General features: G+C 47.7%; 16 protein-coding genes and 1 tRNA gene. 8 read left to right on the top strand and 9 right to left on the bottom strand.

Annotated elements, in window-relative coordinates; translation table 11 throughout:
* Nucleotides 1-7 precede the first annotated feature (7 nt).
* Nucleotides 8-3,712 (top strand): multifunctional oxoglutarate decarboxylase/oxoglutarate dehydrogenase thiamine pyrophosphate-binding subunit/dihydrolipoyllysine-residue succinyltransferase subunit, encoded by a 3,705-nt coding sequence (locus A1sIIA65_RS00955; RefSeq protein WP_095675746.1) that lies wholly within the window; start codon nucleotides 8-10, stop codon nucleotides 3,710-3,712.
* A complete protein-coding gene (locus A1sIIA65_RS00950) occupies nucleotides 3,709-3,984 on the top strand; it encodes a mycoredoxin (RefSeq protein WP_095675745.1) in 276 nt (91 codons plus the stop codon). Before A1sIIA65_RS00955 ends, A1sIIA65_RS00950 begins: the two co-directional genes overlap by 4 nt.
* Nucleotide 3,985: 1 nt before the next feature.
* On the opposite strand, the gene A1sIIA65_RS00945 is transcribed toward A1sIIA65_RS00950, so the two are convergent.
* Nucleotides 3,986-4,315, bottom strand: coding sequence for a S26 family signal peptidase (locus A1sIIA65_RS00945; protein ID WP_095675744.1), 330 nt, complete (start codon nucleotides 4,313-4,315; stop codon nucleotides 3,986-3,988).
* Nucleotides 4,316-4,350: 35 nt separating this feature from the next.
* On the opposite strand from A1sIIA65_RS00945, the gene sodN reads away from it, so the two are divergent.
* Nucleotides 4,351-4,749: a superoxide dismutase, Ni gene (gene sodN / locus A1sIIA65_RS00940; RefSeq protein ID WP_017954721.1), complete on the top strand. Its 399-nt coding sequence runs from the start codon at nucleotides 4,351-4,353 to the stop codon at nucleotides 4,747-4,749.
* On the opposite strand, the gene A1sIIA65_RS00935 is transcribed toward sodN, so the two are convergent.
* The 4 genes from A1sIIA65_RS00935 to A1sIIA65_RS00920 are packed head-to-tail and all read right to left on the bottom strand — an operon-like array spanning nucleotide 4,750 to nucleotide 6,963.
* Nucleotides 4,750-5,154 (bottom strand): thioesterase family protein, encoded by a 405-nt coding sequence (locus tag A1sIIA65_RS00935; protein ID WP_095675743.1) that lies wholly within the window; start codon nucleotides 5,152-5,154, stop codon nucleotides 4,750-4,752.
* Nucleotides 5,155-5,164: 10 nt separating this feature from the next.
* Nucleotides 5,165-5,560: an anti-sigma factor family protein gene (locus tag A1sIIA65_RS00930; RefSeq protein ID WP_095675742.1), complete on the bottom strand. Its 396-nt coding sequence runs from the start codon at nucleotides 5,558-5,560 to the stop codon at nucleotides 5,165-5,167.
* Nucleotides 5,557-6,183 carry a sigma-70 family RNA polymerase sigma factor gene (locus tag A1sIIA65_RS00925; protein ID WP_095675741.1) on the bottom strand — a complete coding sequence of 209 codons (627 nt, stop codon included), beginning with the start codon at nucleotides 6,181-6,183 and terminating at the stop codon, nucleotides 5,557-5,559. Before A1sIIA65_RS00925 ends, A1sIIA65_RS00930 begins: the two co-directional genes overlap by 4 nt.
* 15 nt (nucleotides 6,184-6,198) lie before the next feature.
* Entirely contained in the window at nucleotides 6,199-6,963 is a 765-nt protein-coding gene (locus A1sIIA65_RS00920; RefSeq protein ID WP_223298055.1) for an SOS response-associated peptidase, read from the bottom strand.
* Between A1sIIA65_RS00920 and aroA the strand changes: the two genes are divergently transcribed.
* From aroA to A1sIIA65_RS00900, 4 genes are read left to right on the top strand one after another with little or no spacing between them, the layout of a single operon-like run.
* Nucleotides 6,964-8,238 (top strand): 3-phosphoshikimate 1-carboxyvinyltransferase, encoded by a 1,275-nt coding sequence (gene aroA, locus A1sIIA65_RS00915; RefSeq protein WP_095675739.1) that lies wholly within the window; start codon nucleotides 6,964-6,966, stop codon nucleotides 8,236-8,238. It abuts the gene before it with no gap.
* Nucleotides 8,235-9,245 (top strand): ribosome small subunit-dependent GTPase A, encoded by a 1,011-nt coding sequence (rsgA, locus tag A1sIIA65_RS00910; RefSeq protein WP_095675738.1) that lies wholly within the window; start codon nucleotides 8,235-8,237, stop codon nucleotides 9,243-9,245. Before aroA ends, rsgA begins: the two co-directional genes overlap by 4 nt.
* Before the next feature lie 9 nt (nucleotides 9,246-9,254).
* The gene (locus A1sIIA65_RS00905) at nucleotides 9,255-10,058 is read left to right on the top strand and encodes an inositol monophosphatase family protein (protein WP_095675737.1); all 804 of its coding nucleotides are present in this window, start codon (nucleotides 9,255-9,257) and stop codon (nucleotides 10,056-10,058) included.
* Between the two features lie 7 nt (nucleotides 10,059-10,065).
* Nucleotides 10,066-12,318, top strand: coding sequence for a heavy metal translocating P-type ATPase (locus tag A1sIIA65_RS00900; RefSeq protein ID WP_095675736.1), 2,253 nt, complete (start codon nucleotides 10,066-10,068; stop codon nucleotides 12,316-12,318).
* 31 nt (nucleotides 12,319-12,349) lie between these two features.
* On the opposite strand, the gene A1sIIA65_RS00895 is transcribed toward A1sIIA65_RS00900, so the two are convergent.
* The 4 genes from A1sIIA65_RS00895 to A1sIIA65_RS00880 form a co-directional block, all read right to left on the bottom strand.
* Nucleotides 12,350-12,426, bottom strand: a tRNA-Met gene (locus A1sIIA65_RS00895).
* Between the two features lie 62 nt (nucleotides 12,427-12,488).
* A complete protein-coding gene (locus A1sIIA65_RS00890) occupies nucleotides 12,489-15,293 on the bottom strand; it encodes a UPF0182 family membrane protein (RefSeq protein WP_095675735.1) in 2,805 nt (934 codons plus the stop codon).
* Nucleotides 15,290-16,093, bottom strand: a complete 804-nt coding sequence (locus tag A1sIIA65_RS00885; RefSeq protein WP_095675734.1) for a S16 family serine protease — start codon at nucleotides 16,091-16,093, stop codon at nucleotides 15,290-15,292. The genes A1sIIA65_RS00890 and A1sIIA65_RS00885 overlap by 4 nt, the downstream gene beginning before the upstream one ends.
* A 17-nt stretch (nucleotides 16,094-16,110) precedes the next feature.
* Nucleotides 16,111-16,359 (bottom strand): hypothetical protein, encoded by a 249-nt coding sequence (locus A1sIIA65_RS00880; protein ID WP_095675733.1) that lies wholly within the window; start codon nucleotides 16,357-16,359, stop codon nucleotides 16,111-16,113.
* Between the two features lie 110 nt (nucleotides 16,360-16,469).
* On the opposite strand from A1sIIA65_RS00880, the gene A1sIIA65_RS00875 reads away from it, so the two are divergent.
* Nucleotides 16,470-17,804 (top strand): zinc-dependent metalloprotease, encoded by a 1,335-nt coding sequence (locus A1sIIA65_RS00875; RefSeq protein ID WP_095675732.1) that lies wholly within the window; start codon nucleotides 16,470-16,472, stop codon nucleotides 17,802-17,804.
* The last annotated feature ends 39 nt before the right edge of the window (nucleotides 17,805-17,843 follow it).

The following is a 17,843-nucleotide window of genomic DNA, read 5'->3' as shown; positions in this document are numbered from 1 at the left end:
GCGCTCAGTGTCGCAATCAGGTCAGGACTTCGGCGCAAATGATTGGCTCGTCGAAGAAATGTTCGAGCGATATCAAGCCGATCCAACCTCCGTTCCACCTGAATGGGTAGTCCACTTCCAAAATAATCCTCAAGCAGGTACTCCTACCGCACCCGTTGCAGGCGCTCCTAAAGGTGGAACTCCGCCAACTCCGAAGACAGTAACTCCACCAAATATTTCAATGACAGGGACTACACCTGTTGCGCCAACTCCTGCAGCCCCTGTTGTTGCCACACCCGCGCAGACACAACCTGTTGTTCGTAACGTCAACGCAGCTCCTGCAACCCCAGCACAGCCAATTGCAAAACCTATTCCAACTCTTGCAACACAGAGCGCGTCAACGCTAGAACCAATTCGTGGAGTGCCAGCTCGTGTTGTGCAGAGCATGGAAGCATCGCTGACTGTTCCAACAGCAACATCAGTGCGAGCAATTCCTGCAAAGTTGATGATTGATAACCGCATTGTTATTAATAATCACCTTAAGCGCACACGAGGCGGAAAAGTTTCATTTACTCATCTCATCGCCTACGCCATGATCAAAGCACTTCGTGCCATGCCAGAGATGAATGCTTTCTACGGAGAACTCGAAGGAAAGCCAGCTCTTGGAAAACCAGAACATATCAATTTAGGTATTGCCATCGACTTGGCAAAGCCAGATGGAACTCGTCAACTACTTGTTCCATCAATCAAGGGTTGTGAAGAACTTGATTTCGGCCATTTCTGGGTTGCCTATGAAGCAATTGTGAAGAAGGCACGTAGCGGAACTCTGACTGTTGAGGATTACGCAGGAACAACCGTTTCACTAACAAACCCAGGAACAATCGGAACTGTTCACTCTGTTCCACGCCTAGTTCAAGGCCAGGGCCTGATCATGGGAGTTGGTGCACTCGATTACCCAGCAGAATTCCACGGTTCAAATGAAGAGACCCTTGCTCGCATGGCAATTAGTAAGGTCGTAACGCTCACCAGTACATATGACCACCGTGTTATTCAGGGTGCTCAATCAGGTGATTTCTTACGTCGTATTCACGAATTCTTACTCGGTGCCGATCACTTCTATGATGAAATCTTTACCGCACTTCGAATTCCATACGAGCCTATTCGCTGGGCAGTTGACTTTGCAGTAACAAAAGATGAAGAAATTGATAAGACAGCGCGCGTGCAACAACTTATTCAGGCATATCGCATCTGGGGCCACCTCATGGCAGATATCGATCCACTTGTCTACGCACAACGCACACATCCAGATCTCGATGTTGTGACTCACGGACTCACTTTGTGGGATCTCGATCGCGAATTTGCAACAGGTGGGTTTGGTGGAAAGAAGTTCCTTCCACTTCGTAAAATTCTTGGAATTCTTCGTGACTCTTACTGCCGCTCTATCGGTGTTGAGTACATGCATATCTCAGAACCTGCAGAACGTAAGTGGATGCAAGAACATATTGAAGTGGGATTGCCTTCCATTGAACGCGAAGAGCAGCTTCGAATCTTGCGTAAACTCAATAGCGCAGAGGCATTTGAATCTTTCTTGCAAACAAAATTCGTTGGACAAAAGCGATTCTCACTCGAAGGTGGCGAATCAGTTATTCCACTTACAGATGCAATTGTCTCTGCAGCAGCAGAACGAGGGCTTGATGAAGTGTGTATCGGTATGCCACACCGCGGTCGTCTCAATATGCTTGCAAATATTGCAGGTAAGCCAGTCGGCCAGATCTTCCAGGAATTCCAAGGCCACTATGCCGAGAACCAAGTTCATGGTTCAGGAGACGTGAAGTACCACTTAGGTACTGAAGGTGTCTTCACTGCCGAATCAGGAGCTAAGACAAAGATTTATCTAGCAGCAAATCCTTCACACCTTGAAGCAGTTAACCCAGTGCTTGAAGGCATTGTGCGCGCTAAGCAAGATCGCCTCAATACCAAGGGTGCATACAGCGTTCTTCCAATTCTTCTCCACGGTGATGCATCCTTTGCGGGGCAAGGCGTGAATGCTGAAACCATGCAGCTAGCTGGACTTCCGGGATATCGCACTGGTGGAACTATTCACATTGTCGTCAATAACCAAGTCGGATTTACAACTTCACCTGTTGCTTCTCGCACTGCTCGTTACTGCACAGATGTTGCAAAGATGATTGAAGCCCCTATCTTCCACGTTAATGGAGATGATCCTGAAGCCTGTGTTCGCGTTGCACATCTTGCATTTGAATATCGTCAGGAATTTAATAAAGATGTAGTAATCGATATGGTCTGCTACCGACGTCGCGGCCATAACGAAGGTGACGAACCAAGCTTTACTCAACCTCTCATGTATAAGCTCATCGATGAAAAACGCACGACTCGTACTCTCTATACAGAAGCACTTGTTGGGCGTGGAGATATCACACCTGTTGAAGCTGAAGAGATCGCACGTGATTACCAGGCTCAACTTGAAGAAGTCTTCGCATCCGTTGCCAACTACCAAGAAGAGCATGATCCAAACTTTGTTCCACCAATTGTTCCTAATGCAGAGGATGTTCCTACATTCATCTCTGAGCAGCTCATCCGCGAGATTGCAGCTACACAAGTTGCAGTTCCAGAAGGATTCCATGTGCATCCTAAGCTTTTGCCACAGCTACAAAAGCGTGCAGAGTCAATTAACGATGGAACCATTGACTGGTCAACAGGTGAAATGCTTGCATTCGGCTCCCTTCTTAAGGAAGGTCGACCAATTCGCCTTGCAGGACAAGATTCACGTCGTGGAACATTCTCGAATCGCCACGCAGTAATCATTGATAAAGAGAATGGAAGCGAGTGGACGCCACTTCGCTCGCTCATCTCAGATGCAAATCAATTCTTTGTTGTCGACTCATTGCTCAGCGAATATGCCGCCATGGGCTTTGAATACGGATACTCAGTAGTCCGCGATGAAGCTCTCGTCTTGTGGGAAGGTCAGTTCGGTGACTTCGCCAACGGAGCACAGACAATCATCGATGAATTCATATCTTCTGCACTACAAAAGTGGGGTGAGCGTTCATCTGTAGTGCTCTTGTTGCCTCACGGTTATGAAGGCCAAGGACCAGATCACTCTTCCGCTCGCATTGAGCGCTTCCTGGCGCTCTGTGCTGAAAAGAATATGACTGTTGCTCAGCCTTCAACTCCTGCTTCTTACTTCCACTTGCTGCGCTTTCATGCAGCCAATCCAAAGCGACGTCCAATGGTTGTCTTCACACCGAAGTCGATGTTGCGTCTGAAAGCTGCTGCATCATCCATCAGTGACTTCACTTCAGGAACGTTCCTGCCTGTTATTGGTGATTCAACTGTCAATAACGCATCACGCTTAATCTTCTGTTCAGGAAAGGTTTATCACGATCTTGTTGCAGAGCGCACACGTCTTAATGACAGCAGCACTGCGATTGTTCGTGTTGAGCGCCTTTACCCACTTCCTGTTGCACAAATGGAAGTTGAAGCGAAGAAGCATCCAAATGCTAACTTGCTCTGGGTTCAAGATGAGCCTGCTTATCAAGGTGCATGGCCACACGTCGCACTCAGCACGACTGAAGTAATTGGTGGCACTGCCGTCGATTCTCGTGTTCTCCGTCGCATTTCTCGTCGAGCATCCGCATCCCCTGCAACTGGTAATCACCACTTGCACGAGGATGAGGCAAAGGCATTAATGGATGAGGCATTTACTCGATGAGCGCTGAAGTTCAAGAGCTCGGATTAACTGGACAAGAGTTTGTCATGTTTAGCACCGACTGGTGTGGATATTGCAAGCGCCTCAAAAGTCAGCTTGATGAAAATGGAATTACATTCCGAGAAATCAATGTTGAGCAAGAGATGAACTATGCATCATTTGTTGAGAAGGTAAATGGCGGAAACCGCGTCGTTCCTACACTTCTCTTCTCAGATGGTGCAGCTCTCACCAATCCATCTGTCATTGCAGTTAAAGAGAAGCTCGCTAGCCTTTAAATTACTTTCCGCGCTTCATTCTGAATTGAATTTTTGCGCGCACTGCAGTGATTGGGAGCCAGCCCCAGGTACGTGAATCGGTGCCCGCCTCGTTATCGCTTAAGACAAAAATTGTGGGCATATGGCCACCAGATGCACGGGTCTCGCTGATGCGCTTCACATAGAAGATGCCTGGTTGTTCATCTCGTTCGATGACGATTACATCACCTACTTTGATGCGATTAAACCCTGTGAGTTTGTACTTGGCCCATCGCCCCATCAACCAATCGCCAGCGCTATATGTGGGCGCCATGGAATCGCCTTCGATGATCATCGATGCATGCTTTGCCATGGCAGGATTCTAGAGCTTCGAGTACTCTCGCGCTTATGAGAAACATTCTTACACCGAAAATAACTGTCCACGCACACTGCGATCTACCTTGCGGTGTCTACGATCCAGCACAAGCGAAGATTGAAGCGCTCTCTGTTAAGGCATGCATGGAAAAGTATGCAGCTAACCCAGATGCAGATTTCCGTTCACGCTCTGTTGCAATTAAAGAAGAGCGTTCACATCAGGTTAAGGAGCACCTCTGGGTTCTCTGGACTGATTACTTCAAGGCACCACACTTTGAGAAGTACCCACAGTTGCACTCACTCTTTAACGAGGCGACAAAGCTTGCAGGTGCTGCAGGCACAAAGGGAACTCAAGATGTTGCAGTTGCAGATAGTTTGATCGCAAAGATCGACGAAATTGCAGCAATCTTCTGGGAGACCAAGAAGGCTTAATTAGTTAATTAAAGATTGAGCGGCTGTGCGAGCGAGGAAAGATAATCGCTCGACAGTCGCTCTTTTTATTTCTGCTTGCGCAAGATGGCGTTCACCGTCATAGACATCGCATTCAAAGGTGAGCTCGCGCCCTTCAATATTTATCACACGTGCATTGGCGCGGATTTCAACGCCTGCTTCTGCTGATCCCACTATCTCAAGAGAAGAATGGGTAAGAAAAGTTGTCTCACCAGATTCCAGATACTCCATCAGCGCTGCAACACATGCGCTCTCCATGAGTGAGAGATAGATAGAGGGAGCTACAACGGGAAGATCTGAGACGCCCATCGTCACGCAGGTATCTCCTGGACGAACTGAGAGGACGGAGAATCCAACTGCTCCGAGTACCTCATCAGCTGGTTTCATACTTAAGAGGTTAGTCCTCGTCGTCGATAAAGTGCTGGATATGAGTCTGTTCTATTTGAATTTCCCGATGCTCAACATTTCCAAACTCATCAATTTCGATAGAAATTTCGGTCATGCTGAACTGAGTAACAACTTCGGTCGCTCCAGCCCCAGCCATCTGTGCGCGTAGCTGGTTGTGAAGGCTCTGATGAAGTTCCTCGGGTGCCTGCTCATCGCATGAGCGCTTCAAGACATCTTGCAGCATTTGATGCATTAAACGTTCATGTTCGACTTCAGCAGAACAGGCAGCACAGGTAATGATGTGAGATTGGATCGCATCAGCCTGTGGAATCTCTTGAAGTTCACCTTCAACGATGAATACGACAGATGCCAAGACATCTCCGCATTGAATCTCTATGAAACTCATTCTGTGCCCCCTTTCTTCTTAGCCTTTGGAGCAGGAGCATCGGTTGAGTAACCGAGTTCACGTGCATAATCTGAAAGCTTCTCGCGCAGTTGCTTGCGACCACGGTGAAGACGTGACATCACTGTTCCGGCTGGCGCGCCAACAATCTCTGCAATCTCCTTATAAGAGAAGCCTTCAACATCGGCAAGATAGACAATGATGCGAAAATCTTCTGGAATTTCTTGAAGTGCACGTTTGATATCACTATCAGGCAAGTTCTCTAGAGCTTCTTGCTCTGCTGACTTTCCTTGATCACTCGTATGTGATTGCGCTTGCGCTACTTGCCAATCTTCCAGTTCATTATTGGCAATCTGTGGTTGACGCTGACCTTTACGGTAAGTATTGATAAAAGTTGTTGTCAGCACTCGATAGAGCCAAGCACGTAAATTCGTTCCTTCTTCAAATTGATGGAAGGAAGAAAAAGCTTTGAGGTAAGTATCTTGAACTAAATCGCGTGCATCTTCTGGATTCTTTGTATAGCGAAGTGCTGCTGCATATAACTGATTTGTGAACACGAGAGCATCGCGCTCGAACCGAGTGGTGCGATCGGCAGCGCTTTCCAGAACTAAATCCTTCGATGTCATCACCGTTAGGTTATCTCAAAATAGAGTCTCTGGCGCTCCAAGTTCAATGGGAATAATTAGCTCAGGGCCGTTGTTAGCAACTACGTTCACTCTTGAAGATACGGGTGTGGCAATCAGTCCTGCATCGGGATCGGCAATATTCATCATGTTAATCAGGCGATTGATATCGCGTGATTGTGGATCGAGCCAATCACTCCATCGCTCACTCGGCATGAAAACTGGCATGCGGCTATGTATGGTTGCAAGTTCTCCTACTGCTTCGCGAGTAATGATTGCTGCACTTTGAATTACCTGCCCCTTTTCGCTCTGCCATGAACTCCAAATGCCAGCGATAGAAAGTTGGTTGCCATCTTCATTAGAAATATAGAACGGTTGCTTAGGTGCATATCGTCCAAGTGATGTAGCCCATTCGTAATATCCCGTTGCAGGAATTAAGCAACGTGAAGTTCTAAATGCATGTCGAAAAGTTGGCTTCTCATGAATTGATTCACTACGTGCGTTTATTGCATGTGATTGTGATGCTCGCGCTTCAGTTAAGGACTTCTGCCACGGCGCGATAATCCCCCACGATGCAGAGTCAAGAATGCGAGACTCAGATTCATTGCGGATGATGTAGATATCGTTGGTGGGAGCGATATTCCAATTAAGAGGAAGTGACTGATCAAGAGTCGAGCCAGCTAAATCAAAGGATTCAACAATCTCCTCGGCGCCAAGTGATTGCGCATATCTACCGCACATATAGGCAATCCTACGTGCTGCTTGAACCGTTAGACTTCGCATATGACTGCACACGAACTCTGGCCCGCGCCTTTTCGCGGACAAAAGCCAGTAACTTCTCGTGTCACCATCCCTGGATCAAAATCAGTAACAAACAGAGCGCTCATTCTGGCTGCTCAAGCAAATTCACCATCAAAGCTACGCAGACCATTGATTTCACGTGACTCAGAATTGATGTCGGCTGGACTCCAAGCAATGGGCATAACCATTACTGGAAAAGATGGGTGGGTAGTCACTCCTGCTCCACTGCGTGGGCCGGCGAAGATTGATGTTGGAAATGCAGGAACTGTGATGCGTTTTCTTCCACCACTTGCAGCACTTGCTCAAGGTGATATCTCATTTGATGGCGATGCCCGTTCATATGAACGTCCACTTGGCCCTGTGATTAAGGCCCTTGAGGAACTCGGTATCGAGATAGAACATGAAGGTCGTTACTCACTGCCGATGGTGATTAAAGCAAAGGGATTAATCCCTGGCGGCGAGCTCATCATTGATGCAAGTGCTTCAAGCCAATTCTTATCGGCTCTTCTCCTTGTTGCGCCAAGTATGACAAATGGAATTACAGCCCAGCATCGCGGTGGACCTCTTCCATCAATGCCTCATATCGATATGACAGTGCAAATGCTTCGAGATTTTGGAGCAGTGGTACATGTTGATAAGAAAGCACAAAGCTGGAGAGTCGAACCTGGCACATTGAGCGGACAAGAACTTGTCATCGAACCAGACCTTTCCAATGCATCACCTTTCTTATCAATTGCAATGGTCTGTGGTGGAAGTATCACTATCGCTGATTGGCCAGAGAGCACCACTCAACCTGGTGATCAACTCCGTGACATCTTCACGCAGATGGGTGCGCATGTTGAATTTACTGCAGATGGCCTAACTCTTACTGGTGGCAAAACAATTCACGGAATTGATATTGACCTTCATGATGTTGGTGAGCTCACTCCATCTATTGCAGCCCTTGCAGCCCTTGCTGATTCTCCTTCGCATCTGCGCGGAATCGGTCACTTGCGCCTTCATGAAACAGATCGCCTTGCTGCTCTGACCCGTGAAATTAACTCACTTGGTGGCAACGTTGTTGAAGAAGAGACTGCTCTTCACATTACTCCTGCACCTCTTCACGGTGGAACTTTTCATACCTATGAAGACCATCGCCTAGCAACAGCAGGGGCAGTCATTGGTCTGGTCGTTCCTGATGTTCTTGTTGAAAATGTTGCAACAACACGTAAGACGCTCACTGATTTCCCAGGGCTCTGGAATAGTTTGGTTCTATGAGTCCACGCGAATACGACGAATCGGATGCACGTATCCGCCCTTCTCGCACCACGCGTAGACGCACCAAGGATCGACCATCTCACTCTGATTCCATTACTGCATTTGTCACCACAGTAGATCGTGGTCGCACAACATGCGTCACCGACGATGGGCTAGTAATTACCGCAATGAAAGCTCGCGAACTAGGTCCTAAATCTGTCGTCGTTGGTGATCTCGTTGAAATCGTGGGAGATGTGACAGGAACCGAGGGCTCTCTTGCTCGTATCGTTACCGTCAACGAACGCACTAACTCGTTAAGTCGCACAGTCGATGATGCTGCCCGCGTTGAGCGCACCATCGTTGCCAATATTGATCAACTACTCATTGTCGTTGCGTCAGCAAACCCTGAACCACGACGAGGGCTTATCGATCGCTTTTTGGTGAGTGCCTTTCATGAATCGATTAAGCCAATCATCGTTGTTACCAAGGTGGATGTTTCACCAGTTCCAGATTTTATTAAAGAGTATGCAGCACTTGGCGTTGAAATCATCACTACTTCATCAAAGAGTGAAGAGCGCACCAAGGATGTTGAGGCAATCCTTGCAATTCTCGATGAGAAGATTTCAGTCTTAGTTGGCCATTCTGGAGTGGGAAAATCAACGCTGATTAACGATTTGGTACCGGAGGCACAACGTATGACTGGCGATGTTAATGATGTCACTGGTCGCGGTCGTCACACCTCATCTAGTGCAATTGCTCTCCCGTTAATCAATGGGGGCTGGATTATTGATACTCCTGGAATTCGAGCTTTCGGCCTATCTCACCTCAATAAGGATCGCGTCATTGAGTCATTTCCTGATATCTATCAGGTGATACAAACATGTATGCCCAACTGCTCACACCACGAAGCATCCTGTGCACTCAATGCCTGGATTGAATCTGATTCTGCGCTGAAGAGTGAACGATTGATTAGAGTCACAAGTTTGCGCTCTCTCTTAGAAGTCAAGCCCGTGAGCGACGAGCAGTAGACTCGCACTATGAGCACGCGACGTGGTGAAGACCTCGCTCTCGCCCACCGATTAGCTGATGCGGCAGATGCAATAACTCTTTCGCGTTATCAAGCAATTGATCTCACCGTCACAACAAAACCAGATAACACACCTGTGACAGATGCAGACAAGTCAGCAGAAGATGCAATTCGCTCATTACTTCATGCACACCGCCCAGATGATGGAATCGTTGGCGAAGAATTTGGTACTGAAGGAACAGAGAAGAATCGCTACTGGGTTATCGATCCTATTGATGGCACAAAGAATTTCTTGCGTGGAGTTCCCACATGGGCCACTCTGATTGGATTGATTGAAAAAGGCGAAGATGGAATTGAGCGCGTGATTGTTGGAGTTGTCAGCGCACCTGCACTCTTCCGACGTTGGTATGCACTCGAAGGTAGTGGGGCCTTTGTCAGAGTAAATGGCGAAGTACCGAAGAGAATTAACGTCTCCTCAATTGCAAAGATTGAAGATGCATCTATTTCTCACTCCGATTTCATCGGGTGGGGCTCACGTCTTGCGCCATTTCGCGCTCTTCTGGATAAGGCTTGGCGCACACGAGCACACGGTGATTTCTGGTCACATATGTTGGTTGCAGAAGGTGCTGTCGATATCGCAGTCGAACCTTCACTTGCTCTCTGGGATATGGCAGCTCTAGACATTATTGTGCGCGAAGCTGGTGGTCGTTTTACCAACGTTGACGGAGTCGATGGATCACTCGGGGGTAGTGGGCTTTCCACCAATGCAGCACTTCACGACTATGTAGTAAGCGCTCTTAAAGTAGCGGGTTGAGAAAACTATGAAAGATATTCAGGTCCAGACATATGCAGTATCAGGCATGACCTGTTCTTCTTGCGTCAATAGCATCGAGCGCGCACTCAATGAGATTGATGGCGTCACAGCCTCAGTTAATTTCGCATCAGAGACCGTTCACATAGTCAGACCTGCAGATCTTTCACCTGATGTTGTGATGAAGAAAATCAAATCTGCGGGATATAGCGCAACTCTGTTGAAAGATAGCGCAGATCCAGCACTGCATCGCAAAGGTGCAGCACGCGCGCTCCTCTTCGCTATTGTCTTAGCCGTTCCTTCGATTGCAATCTCTATGGTGATGAGTTGGCATCAACCCATTAATGATTGGTTGATTGAGCTATTTACCAATTACTCCATCGCACTTCCGCCTCATGCCGATCATCTCTTTGCTTCCTGGCTCGTACTTGCAATTACAGCACCCCTCATCTTCATTGTGGCCTTTCCTATTCACCGAGCAGCTATAAGAAACATCTTGCATCCAACGATGGATACGCTGATTTCACTTGGATCTTTGAGTGCGTATATATGGTCAATCTATGCAACCTATACAAACCAAGGTGATGTCTACACCGAAGTTGCTGCAGGCGTCCTCCTCTTTGTCATTCTTGGTCGATACCTTGAAACTCGCGCAAAGAGAAGTGCGGGCAGCGCTCTCTCTACTCTCTTAGCTCTTGGCGAAAAAGAAGTCGCCGTCCTTCGCAATGGCACCGAAGTGCTTATTCCAATCTCACATTTAGTTATAGGCGATGAATTTGTCGTAAAGCCTGGTGCTCGAATCGCAACAGATGGTGTTGTTATCTCAGGTCAGAGCACCGTTGATAACTCACTCATCACTGGTGAATCAAAACCAATTGAGATTACTCCTGGTATGAACGTCATTGGATCAGCACTCAATAACAATGGTCGCATCATTGTGCGAGCAACTCGAATTGGTAGCGATACAGAACTAGCACGAATCACTGCGATGGTTGTTACAGCCCAAGGTACCAAGGCTCCTATTCAGGCACTTGCTGACAAGATTGCATCTATTTTTGTTCCGGTCGTTACCGTGCTTGCAATTGGAACATTTGCTGGCTGGTATTACTTAGGCGATAAGTCGTTGACATACTCAATCTCAACTGCAATCACAGTCCTTGTGATTGCATGCCCATGCGCTCTGGGGCTTGCAACACCTGTTGCGCTTCTCGTCGCATCAGGCCGTGGTGCGCTACGTGGAATTGTTATCCGCCATCCACGAGTCCTTGAAGCATCACAATCCATCGACACTGTAGTTCTCGATAAGACAGGAACTCTCACAGACGGTGCGATGAAGGTGCAGCAGGCATCTATTCCTTTATCTCCTCAGAAGGTATTGGGCGCAACATTTGCATCCATTCTCACTGAGAAGAATGTTCTCTCCTCAGCGCTAGCGCTGGAAAGTCAGAGCGATCACCCTGTCTCACAGGCAATAGCTACTTATTGCATTTCTCGAAGCGCTGAACAATTGCCGGTCACTGAATTCACGCAAACACCAGGAGTAGGTGTTGCAGGACGCGTGCGCATCGGAGATAAATCACCTGTTGTCATTATCGGCTCCCCTGACTCTGTCGCACATAGTTGCGTTCCTTTTGATTCTGAAATTCAACAGGCGATTCGCGATGGGCAGACACATTCTCATGCAGTCTCCGTCCTCGCGTGGGATGGCGTGGCTATTGCAGTCTTTGCCGCAGGTGATGTCATTAAGGGCGATGCTTCTGCAACTATTACAGAGCTTCGTAATCGAAATATTGATGTGTGGCTACTCACTGGAGATAACGCAGAGGCAGCAGCAAAAGTTGGTGCACTCGTTGGAATTAACTCCGATCGCATCATCGCTTCTGCAAAACCTGAAGAAAAATTAGCCAAGATTTCAGCACTGCAAATGGTTGGAAAGCATGTGCTGATGGTTGGCGATGGCGTCAATGATGCAGCAGCCCTTGCTCAGGCAAATCTGAGTATCGCTATGGGAACGGGAACAGATACTGCAATTGCGACAGCAGATATCACCATCATGCGCCCTCAATTAATGAGCATTATTGATTCACTTGCACTTTCCAAGCGCACCCTGCGCACCATCAAAGTAAATCTCGGTTGGGCATTTACCTATAACGTAATCGGACTTCCTATCGCTGCGATGGGCTTGATGTCGCCGATGTATGCAGCCGCTGCGATGGCGATGAGTAGCCTCTTTGTCGTTACCAATTCACTGCGTATAAAGTGAAAAAGGCGCCTATATAGGCGCCTTAATCTTTTGGTAGCGGGGGCAGGATTTGAACCTACGACCTCTGGGTTATGAGCCCAGCGAGCTACCGAGCTGCTCCACCCCGCGTCGGAAGTGCAAGTGTAGAGCGAGCCAGGTACTTCTACCAAATCGGTGAAGTTTGTACTGAATTACTTACGTGATTGCGCAGCAACTGCTGCAGCAATCGCTGCTTTAAGTCGATCTTGCGCACGACCATATGCAGCGAAATCACCCTTTGCAAGTGCAGCTTGTCCATCAGCAATTGCTTGCTTTGCACTTTGCAGTGCACTTGCAACATCTGCTGAACTATTTGATGTTGTTGGATTTGCTGAAGTCGAGATTGTTCCGGAGTTTCCACCGAATACTTGATCAAGTGCACCCTTGAGTGAACTATCAAATCCGATGACATCGCCGAATGAAACTAAGACTTTCTGCAAGAGAGGATATGCAGATGAGTTTCCTGTTGCACGAACATAGACAGGTTGCACATAGAGCAGACCATTTCCAACTGGAAGCGTAAGAAGGTTTCCTAGAACTACATCAGAGCCACCTTGGCGCAAGAGTGAGAGCGCATTTGCGACCTCTGGTTTTGCTTCAAAGTTTGATGCTACCTGTGAAGGACCTGCAATGTTGGTGCTTCGTGGAAGCTGCAACACAGTGATCTTTCCGTAGTCAGGACCTGCTGTTGAATTAACTGCTGCAAATGCAGAAAGGTTTTCACGGCCACCACGTGGAACAAATGGTGTGGTCAATGAGAATGCTGGAGTTGCAGAACCTGGCATCTGAACTGTCATGTAATAAGGAGGTTGTGCGCCCGCATTAGCTCCGAATGTTGATGGATCACGAGGTACGCGCCAGAAGTCTTGTCCACCATAGAACGCAGCTGAGCTCTTGACGTGATACGAACTCAAGATGTCGCGTTGAACGCGGAACATATCTTCTGGGAAGCGAATGTGCTCAAGAAGTCCCTTAGAAATAGAGCTCTTTGGCTTGACCGTATTAGGAAATGCCTTCATCCATGTCTGCAAAACAGGATCTTTTGTATCCCATTGATACAAAGTAACTGATCCGTCATATGCATCAACAGTTGCCTTCACTGAGTTACGGATGTAATTAACAGCCCTATTTGATTGAGCAGTAATGGATGCAGAGTTTGCAGTGAGTGCATCATTGGTAGCTGTTGCAAGAGAGGTTGACCTTGAATAAGGGTAACCAGCACTTGTTGTGTAGCCATCAATAATCCATGTGATTTTTCCATCCACAATTGCTGGATATGGGTCTCCATCAAGTGTGAGCCATGGAGCAACCTTTGCAACTCGCTCGCGAGGTGAACGGTTGTAGAGAATCTTTGAATCTGCGTTAATCAAGTTAGAGAGCAAGATGCGCTGTTCGCCATACTTGATTGCAAAGAGCAACTTGTTGATGGTGCTTCCGACAGGAACTCCACCCTGACCTGTGTAGGTGTAATTCTTCTGCCCATTGGCAGATGTGTCATCTGGGTAGTCAAACTCGACTGGTGCATTGCTCTTCTTGCCGCCAATGATGGAGTAATCGGGAACGTTCTCACCGAAGTAAACGCGAGGTTGGAATGTTCCGAGCCCCTTTGTTGGTGGAAGGTCGCCAACAAGGAAGTTTGGCTTTCCATCTGCATCAACTTGATTTCCATATGCAGCTACGAATCCAAATCCATGTGTATAGACAAGGTGGTCGTTAATCCAGTTACGGCTTGGGTTGCCATCAATATTGAGTTCACGAACCGCAACAACTGCATCGCGAGATACTCCATTGACTGTGTAACGATCGACATCGAGTGACTCTGGGAATGTGTAGTAAGGCTTGATTTGCTGAAGCTGACGGAATGTTGCAGAAAGAACGTTTGGATCCATCAAGCGAATATTTGCAATAGTTGCTGCATCCTTTGCGAGCTGTCCTGCACTCGTTGACAAGGTTGCGTTGTAATCCTGCATCACTACGTCATTGAGGTCATAGGCAGCACGGGTCGCATCGATATTGCGCTGGATGTATGGGGCTTCCTTTGATGATTCTGATGGCTTCACCTGGAACTGCTGAATAGCACCTGGATAAATACCTGCAATCAGAACTGATGAGACAACAAGGAGCGCGGTTCCGGCAGCTGGAAGCAGCCATGAACGGCGGATGATATTTGCAAAGAAGAGAACTGCGCAGACAACTGCAATGGCGGAGAGAATCGCTTTGGCGGGAAGTGTTGCATTGACATCTGTATAGGTGAGACCTGTGATGAGTCTGCTCTCCTTGAGAGCAAGCGCATAACGATCAAACCAATACGCAACAGCCTTGAGAAGAACGATGAGACCAAGAAGAACAGAGATCTGCACGCGAGCTGCAACTGTTGTGCGATCTGTCTGTACTTGAGTACGGATTCCGCCATACATGTAATGAATAAATGCTGATGCAAGAGTTGCAAGAACGAGGGTAGAGATTGCCCACCCAATAATTGCCTGCCACATTGGAAGACGGAAGGCAAAGAATGAGATGTCGAGACCGAATTGAGGATCTTTGACACCGAAATCTGTTGAGTTCTTAAAGAGCATCCACTCACGCCAGAAGACCATTCCTGATGTTCCACCGAAGTAAGCAAGTGCAAGAACAATTCCTAGAAATACCCATTGGCGAATCGGTTCTACTTGTGCGCGCAGTCTTTCAAGGCCACTGATTTCGATGCTTGTTGGAACATAGAGTGGGCGGCGCTTATATGCGAGGAATATATTGAGAGAAATCACAAGCGAGGTAATGAGACCAACAATCAGAAAGAGTTGAATCTTTGTCACTAGAACCGTTGACCACACTGTTGTGAAGTCAACTGATTTGAACCAAAGCCAATCTATGTAGAAGCCACTGAAGTAGGCAACGAGCGCACCGAGTGCGACCAAGATTGCTGCGGTAATGACAAGCGGATTGCGATTTCTATTCATGCACCTAGGTTAGTGCAACCTGTAACCCCTCGAAAATTGGAATCAGGTGGCTTACGAAGGTATGTCATAGCTTCTTCAAGCGTGGAAATGGCCACCACGGAGATGCCACTCACATTCTCCGGAATTTCTCCGCAATTTTCACGCGAGGCGAAGAGCACGGTGGCGCCAGCCTTCTTGGCAGCAATGATCTTCTCGGAGATGCCACCAATTGCTCCAACTTTTCCATCGGCTGCAATAGTTCCAGATCCTGCAACTTTCTGTCCCTGCAAAATATCAACAGGTGTAAAGAAATCAATGAGACCAATAGTAAAAATCAATCCACCACTAGGGCCACCCGTATTGGGAAGGGAAATTTTCAATGAGCTATCAGAGAGCTTGGAGATATCTATCGATGGAAAATTCTTTCTCAGATAATTCTTCGTCGCAGCCATTGCATCGCTCTGTGAAAGCTTCATCTCACGTAACGCGATCTTCTCTTCCTTAACAGATGTCGTATTTCGTTTATATATAGCCGAGCGAGGGAAGAGAACACAGTCTGCGCGAGCCCAACAGCCAATTGCTTCAGCTCCAAGAATCTTTGCATCTGCTGTAGAGACCCAAATGGAGAGAAGATAGACCTGGCCATTGGGCTTATATGTCTTAACATCTGCGCTCTTTACCTTCAGCACTTTAGGAAAAAGGGGCGTGCCTTCACCAGGTTGGATCACGACAAAGTTGACCGGTGTAACTAACGGGATGAGGAAGAAGAGTGAGAAGAAGAGAGTCAGTAAACGCGGAGTCTTAGAGAAACGAGGCGCCATGGTGGGATTACTACTACCTACAACAGAGAATCTTTATCGGGCTTTGGTTCAACAGATTGTTGCTCAGCAATTTCTGTGTCGCGGAAGGAATCTTGGAAACGTTGGAATTGCCCCACTGAGCGAGAAGTTTCAGTTTCAAACTTTGACTTGAATTTTGAGATCCAGATGACATAACCGATCGCCCCAATGAGGCCAGCTGCGGGAACGACCCACCAGATAAGGGCTGCGAAGGCGCTTGATCCTGCGAGTAATTCGGTGTGGGGCATGTAAAAATCTTAGTCCTTCTGGGAAGAAAGTGCCCACTCTGATGGTTACACCCTGTAGATAGAATCAATCCATCCGCAACCTGGCCTAGCTTTTCTTAAGGGAGTAACTGATGTCACCTTTTGGATTCACACCTGATGATGGTGATGAAGAAAATGGTAAGCCAGAAGACTTAAATGCGATGATGCGTCAGATGCAAGAACAGATTCAAAAACAATTTGAACAACTTGGAATTAACCCAGCGGGTTTCGTCAACCCCTTTGCATCTTTTGCGCAAGGTTCACAAGATGCACTTCCTCAAGCAGTCGTCCGTGATACGGCAAAGAAATTTGTGCAAGCTCAAGGATCTCAACCTCTTGGAACTAAAGATGTCACTGTCGTAGATAACGCCTTTGAAATTGCAGATCTCTGGCTCAATGAAGCAACAGTCTTTCCTGCAACCTCTGGGACTTCATCACAGCGCTCTGTCAGTCGACTCGATTGGGTAGATGAAACTCTCGCTGGGTGGCAGGCAACGATGGAGCCACTTGCCACAGGTCTCTCATCAGCAATCTCATCCCTTCTCGATGATGCGATGGCCCAACAATCACAAGATGTCGATTCTGGTGAAGCGATGGCAGGACCTATGGGCGCTATCGCAGGTTTACTGCGCACCTTTATTGGTTCTCTCATTGCTACTCAATTAGGCCAAGCAATAGGTGGAATTTCAGCAACAGCAACCGGTGCTCATGATGTGGGGCTACCCCTTCTGGACCCTGCGCGCCCACTGTTGATTCCTGAAAACATTGAGAAGTGGAGTCAGGACCTTGAGATACCAAAGACAGAGATCTATCTTTTCCATGCACTGCGCGAAGCAGCTGTAGCAAGACTTTTTGAATCAAACCCGTGGCTTGTCTCCTATATTCGCAGCGCCATCGTTGATTACGGTCGAGGTATTCACATTGATATGGAAGCAATTCAACGTCAAGCAGAGGAGGCGATGCAGAACTTTGATCCATCGCAAGGCAACCCTGAATCCAATGAAAACTCTTTCACTATTGCACTCAATAATGGGATTTTCACACCGGAGGAAACACCAGCACAGCGCGCAGCTCTCTCCAAGTTAGAGACAGCACTTGCACTTGTTGATGGTTGGGCTGATGAGGTCACAACACTTGCAGCAGGTGAGCGACTTCCTGCACTTGCTCAGCTTCGTGAAATGAATCGGCGACAGAGAGCAACAAGTGCGCCATCACAACAACTCTTTAAAACTCTCCTAGGACTTGAGGTAACTCCCAAACTTGCACGAGAGGCGAGCGCTTTCTGGCAGAAGGTGCGCGAATCAAAAGATGTTGCAGCCCGTGATCAGATTTGGAGTGGGATTTTGCCCAGCGCCGAAGAATTATTGGAAGCTGAGAAGTTCTTAACGTCATCTGAGATTCCAGATGACCTGAGCGGTCTGCTCTAAGCCACTTCTTCTAAAGGGAAAAGAAAAGCGAAGTCCCCG

Origin of the sequence: Candidatus Planktophila dulcis (assembly GCF_002288225.1) — a bacterium.
In the GTDB taxonomy this organism is placed as follows: domain Bacteria; phylum Actinomycetota; class Actinomycetes; order Nanopelagicales; family Nanopelagicaceae; genus Planktophila; species Planktophila dulcis.
This window is presented reverse-complemented; position numbering and strand designations above follow the sequence as displayed.

Coding starts and splice junctions, on each gene's coding strand:
- A1sIIA65_RS00950 (WP_095675745.1), top strand. CDS start 3,709: ATGAGCGCTGAAGTTCAAGAGCTCGGATTAACTGGACAAGAGTTTGTC.
- A1sIIA65_RS00945 (WP_095675744.1), bottom strand. CDS start 4,315: ATGGCAAAGCATGCATCGATGATCATCGAAGGCGATTCCATGGCGCCC.
- sodN (WP_017954721.1), top strand. CDS start 4,351: ATGAGAAACATTCTTACACCGAAAATAACTGTCCACGCACACTGCGAT.
- A1sIIA65_RS00935 (WP_095675743.1), bottom strand. CDS start 5,154: ATGAAACCAGCTGATGAGGTACTCGGAGCAGTTGGATTCTCCGTCCTC.
- A1sIIA65_RS00930 (WP_095675742.1), bottom strand. CDS start 5,560: ATGAGTTTCATAGAGATTCAATGCGGAGATGTCTTGGCATCTGTCGTA.
- A1sIIA65_RS00925 (WP_095675741.1), bottom strand. CDS start 6,183: ATGACATCGAAGGATTTAGTTCTGGAAAGCGCTGCCGATCGCACCACT.
- A1sIIA65_RS00920 (WP_223298055.1), bottom strand. CDS start 6,963: ATGCGAAGTCTAACGGTTCAAGCAGCACGTAGGATTGCCTATATGTGC.
- aroA (WP_095675739.1), top strand. CDS start 6,964: ATGACTGCACACGAACTCTGGCCCGCGCCTTTTCGCGGACAAAAGCCA.
- rsgA (WP_095675738.1), top strand. CDS start 8,235: ATGAGTCCACGCGAATACGACGAATCGGATGCACGTATCCGCCCTTCT.
- A1sIIA65_RS00905 (WP_095675737.1), top strand. CDS start 9,255: ATGAGCACGCGACGTGGTGAAGACCTCGCTCTCGCCCACCGATTAGCT.
- A1sIIA65_RS00900 (WP_095675736.1), top strand. CDS start 10,066: ATGAAAGATATTCAGGTCCAGACATATGCAGTATCAGGCATGACCTGT.
- A1sIIA65_RS00890 (WP_095675735.1), bottom strand. CDS start 15,293: ATGAATAGAAATCGCAATCCGCTTGTCATTACCGCAGCAATCTTGGTC.
- A1sIIA65_RS00885 (WP_095675734.1), bottom strand. CDS start 16,093: ATGGCGCCTCGTTTCTCTAAGACTCCGCGTTTACTGACTCTCTTCTTC.
- A1sIIA65_RS00880 (WP_095675733.1), bottom strand. CDS start 16,359: ATGCCCCACACCGAATTACTCGCAGGATCAAGCGCCTTCGCAGCCCTT.
- A1sIIA65_RS00875 (WP_095675732.1), top strand. CDS start 16,470: ATGTCACCTTTTGGATTCACACCTGATGATGGTGATGAAGAAAATGGT.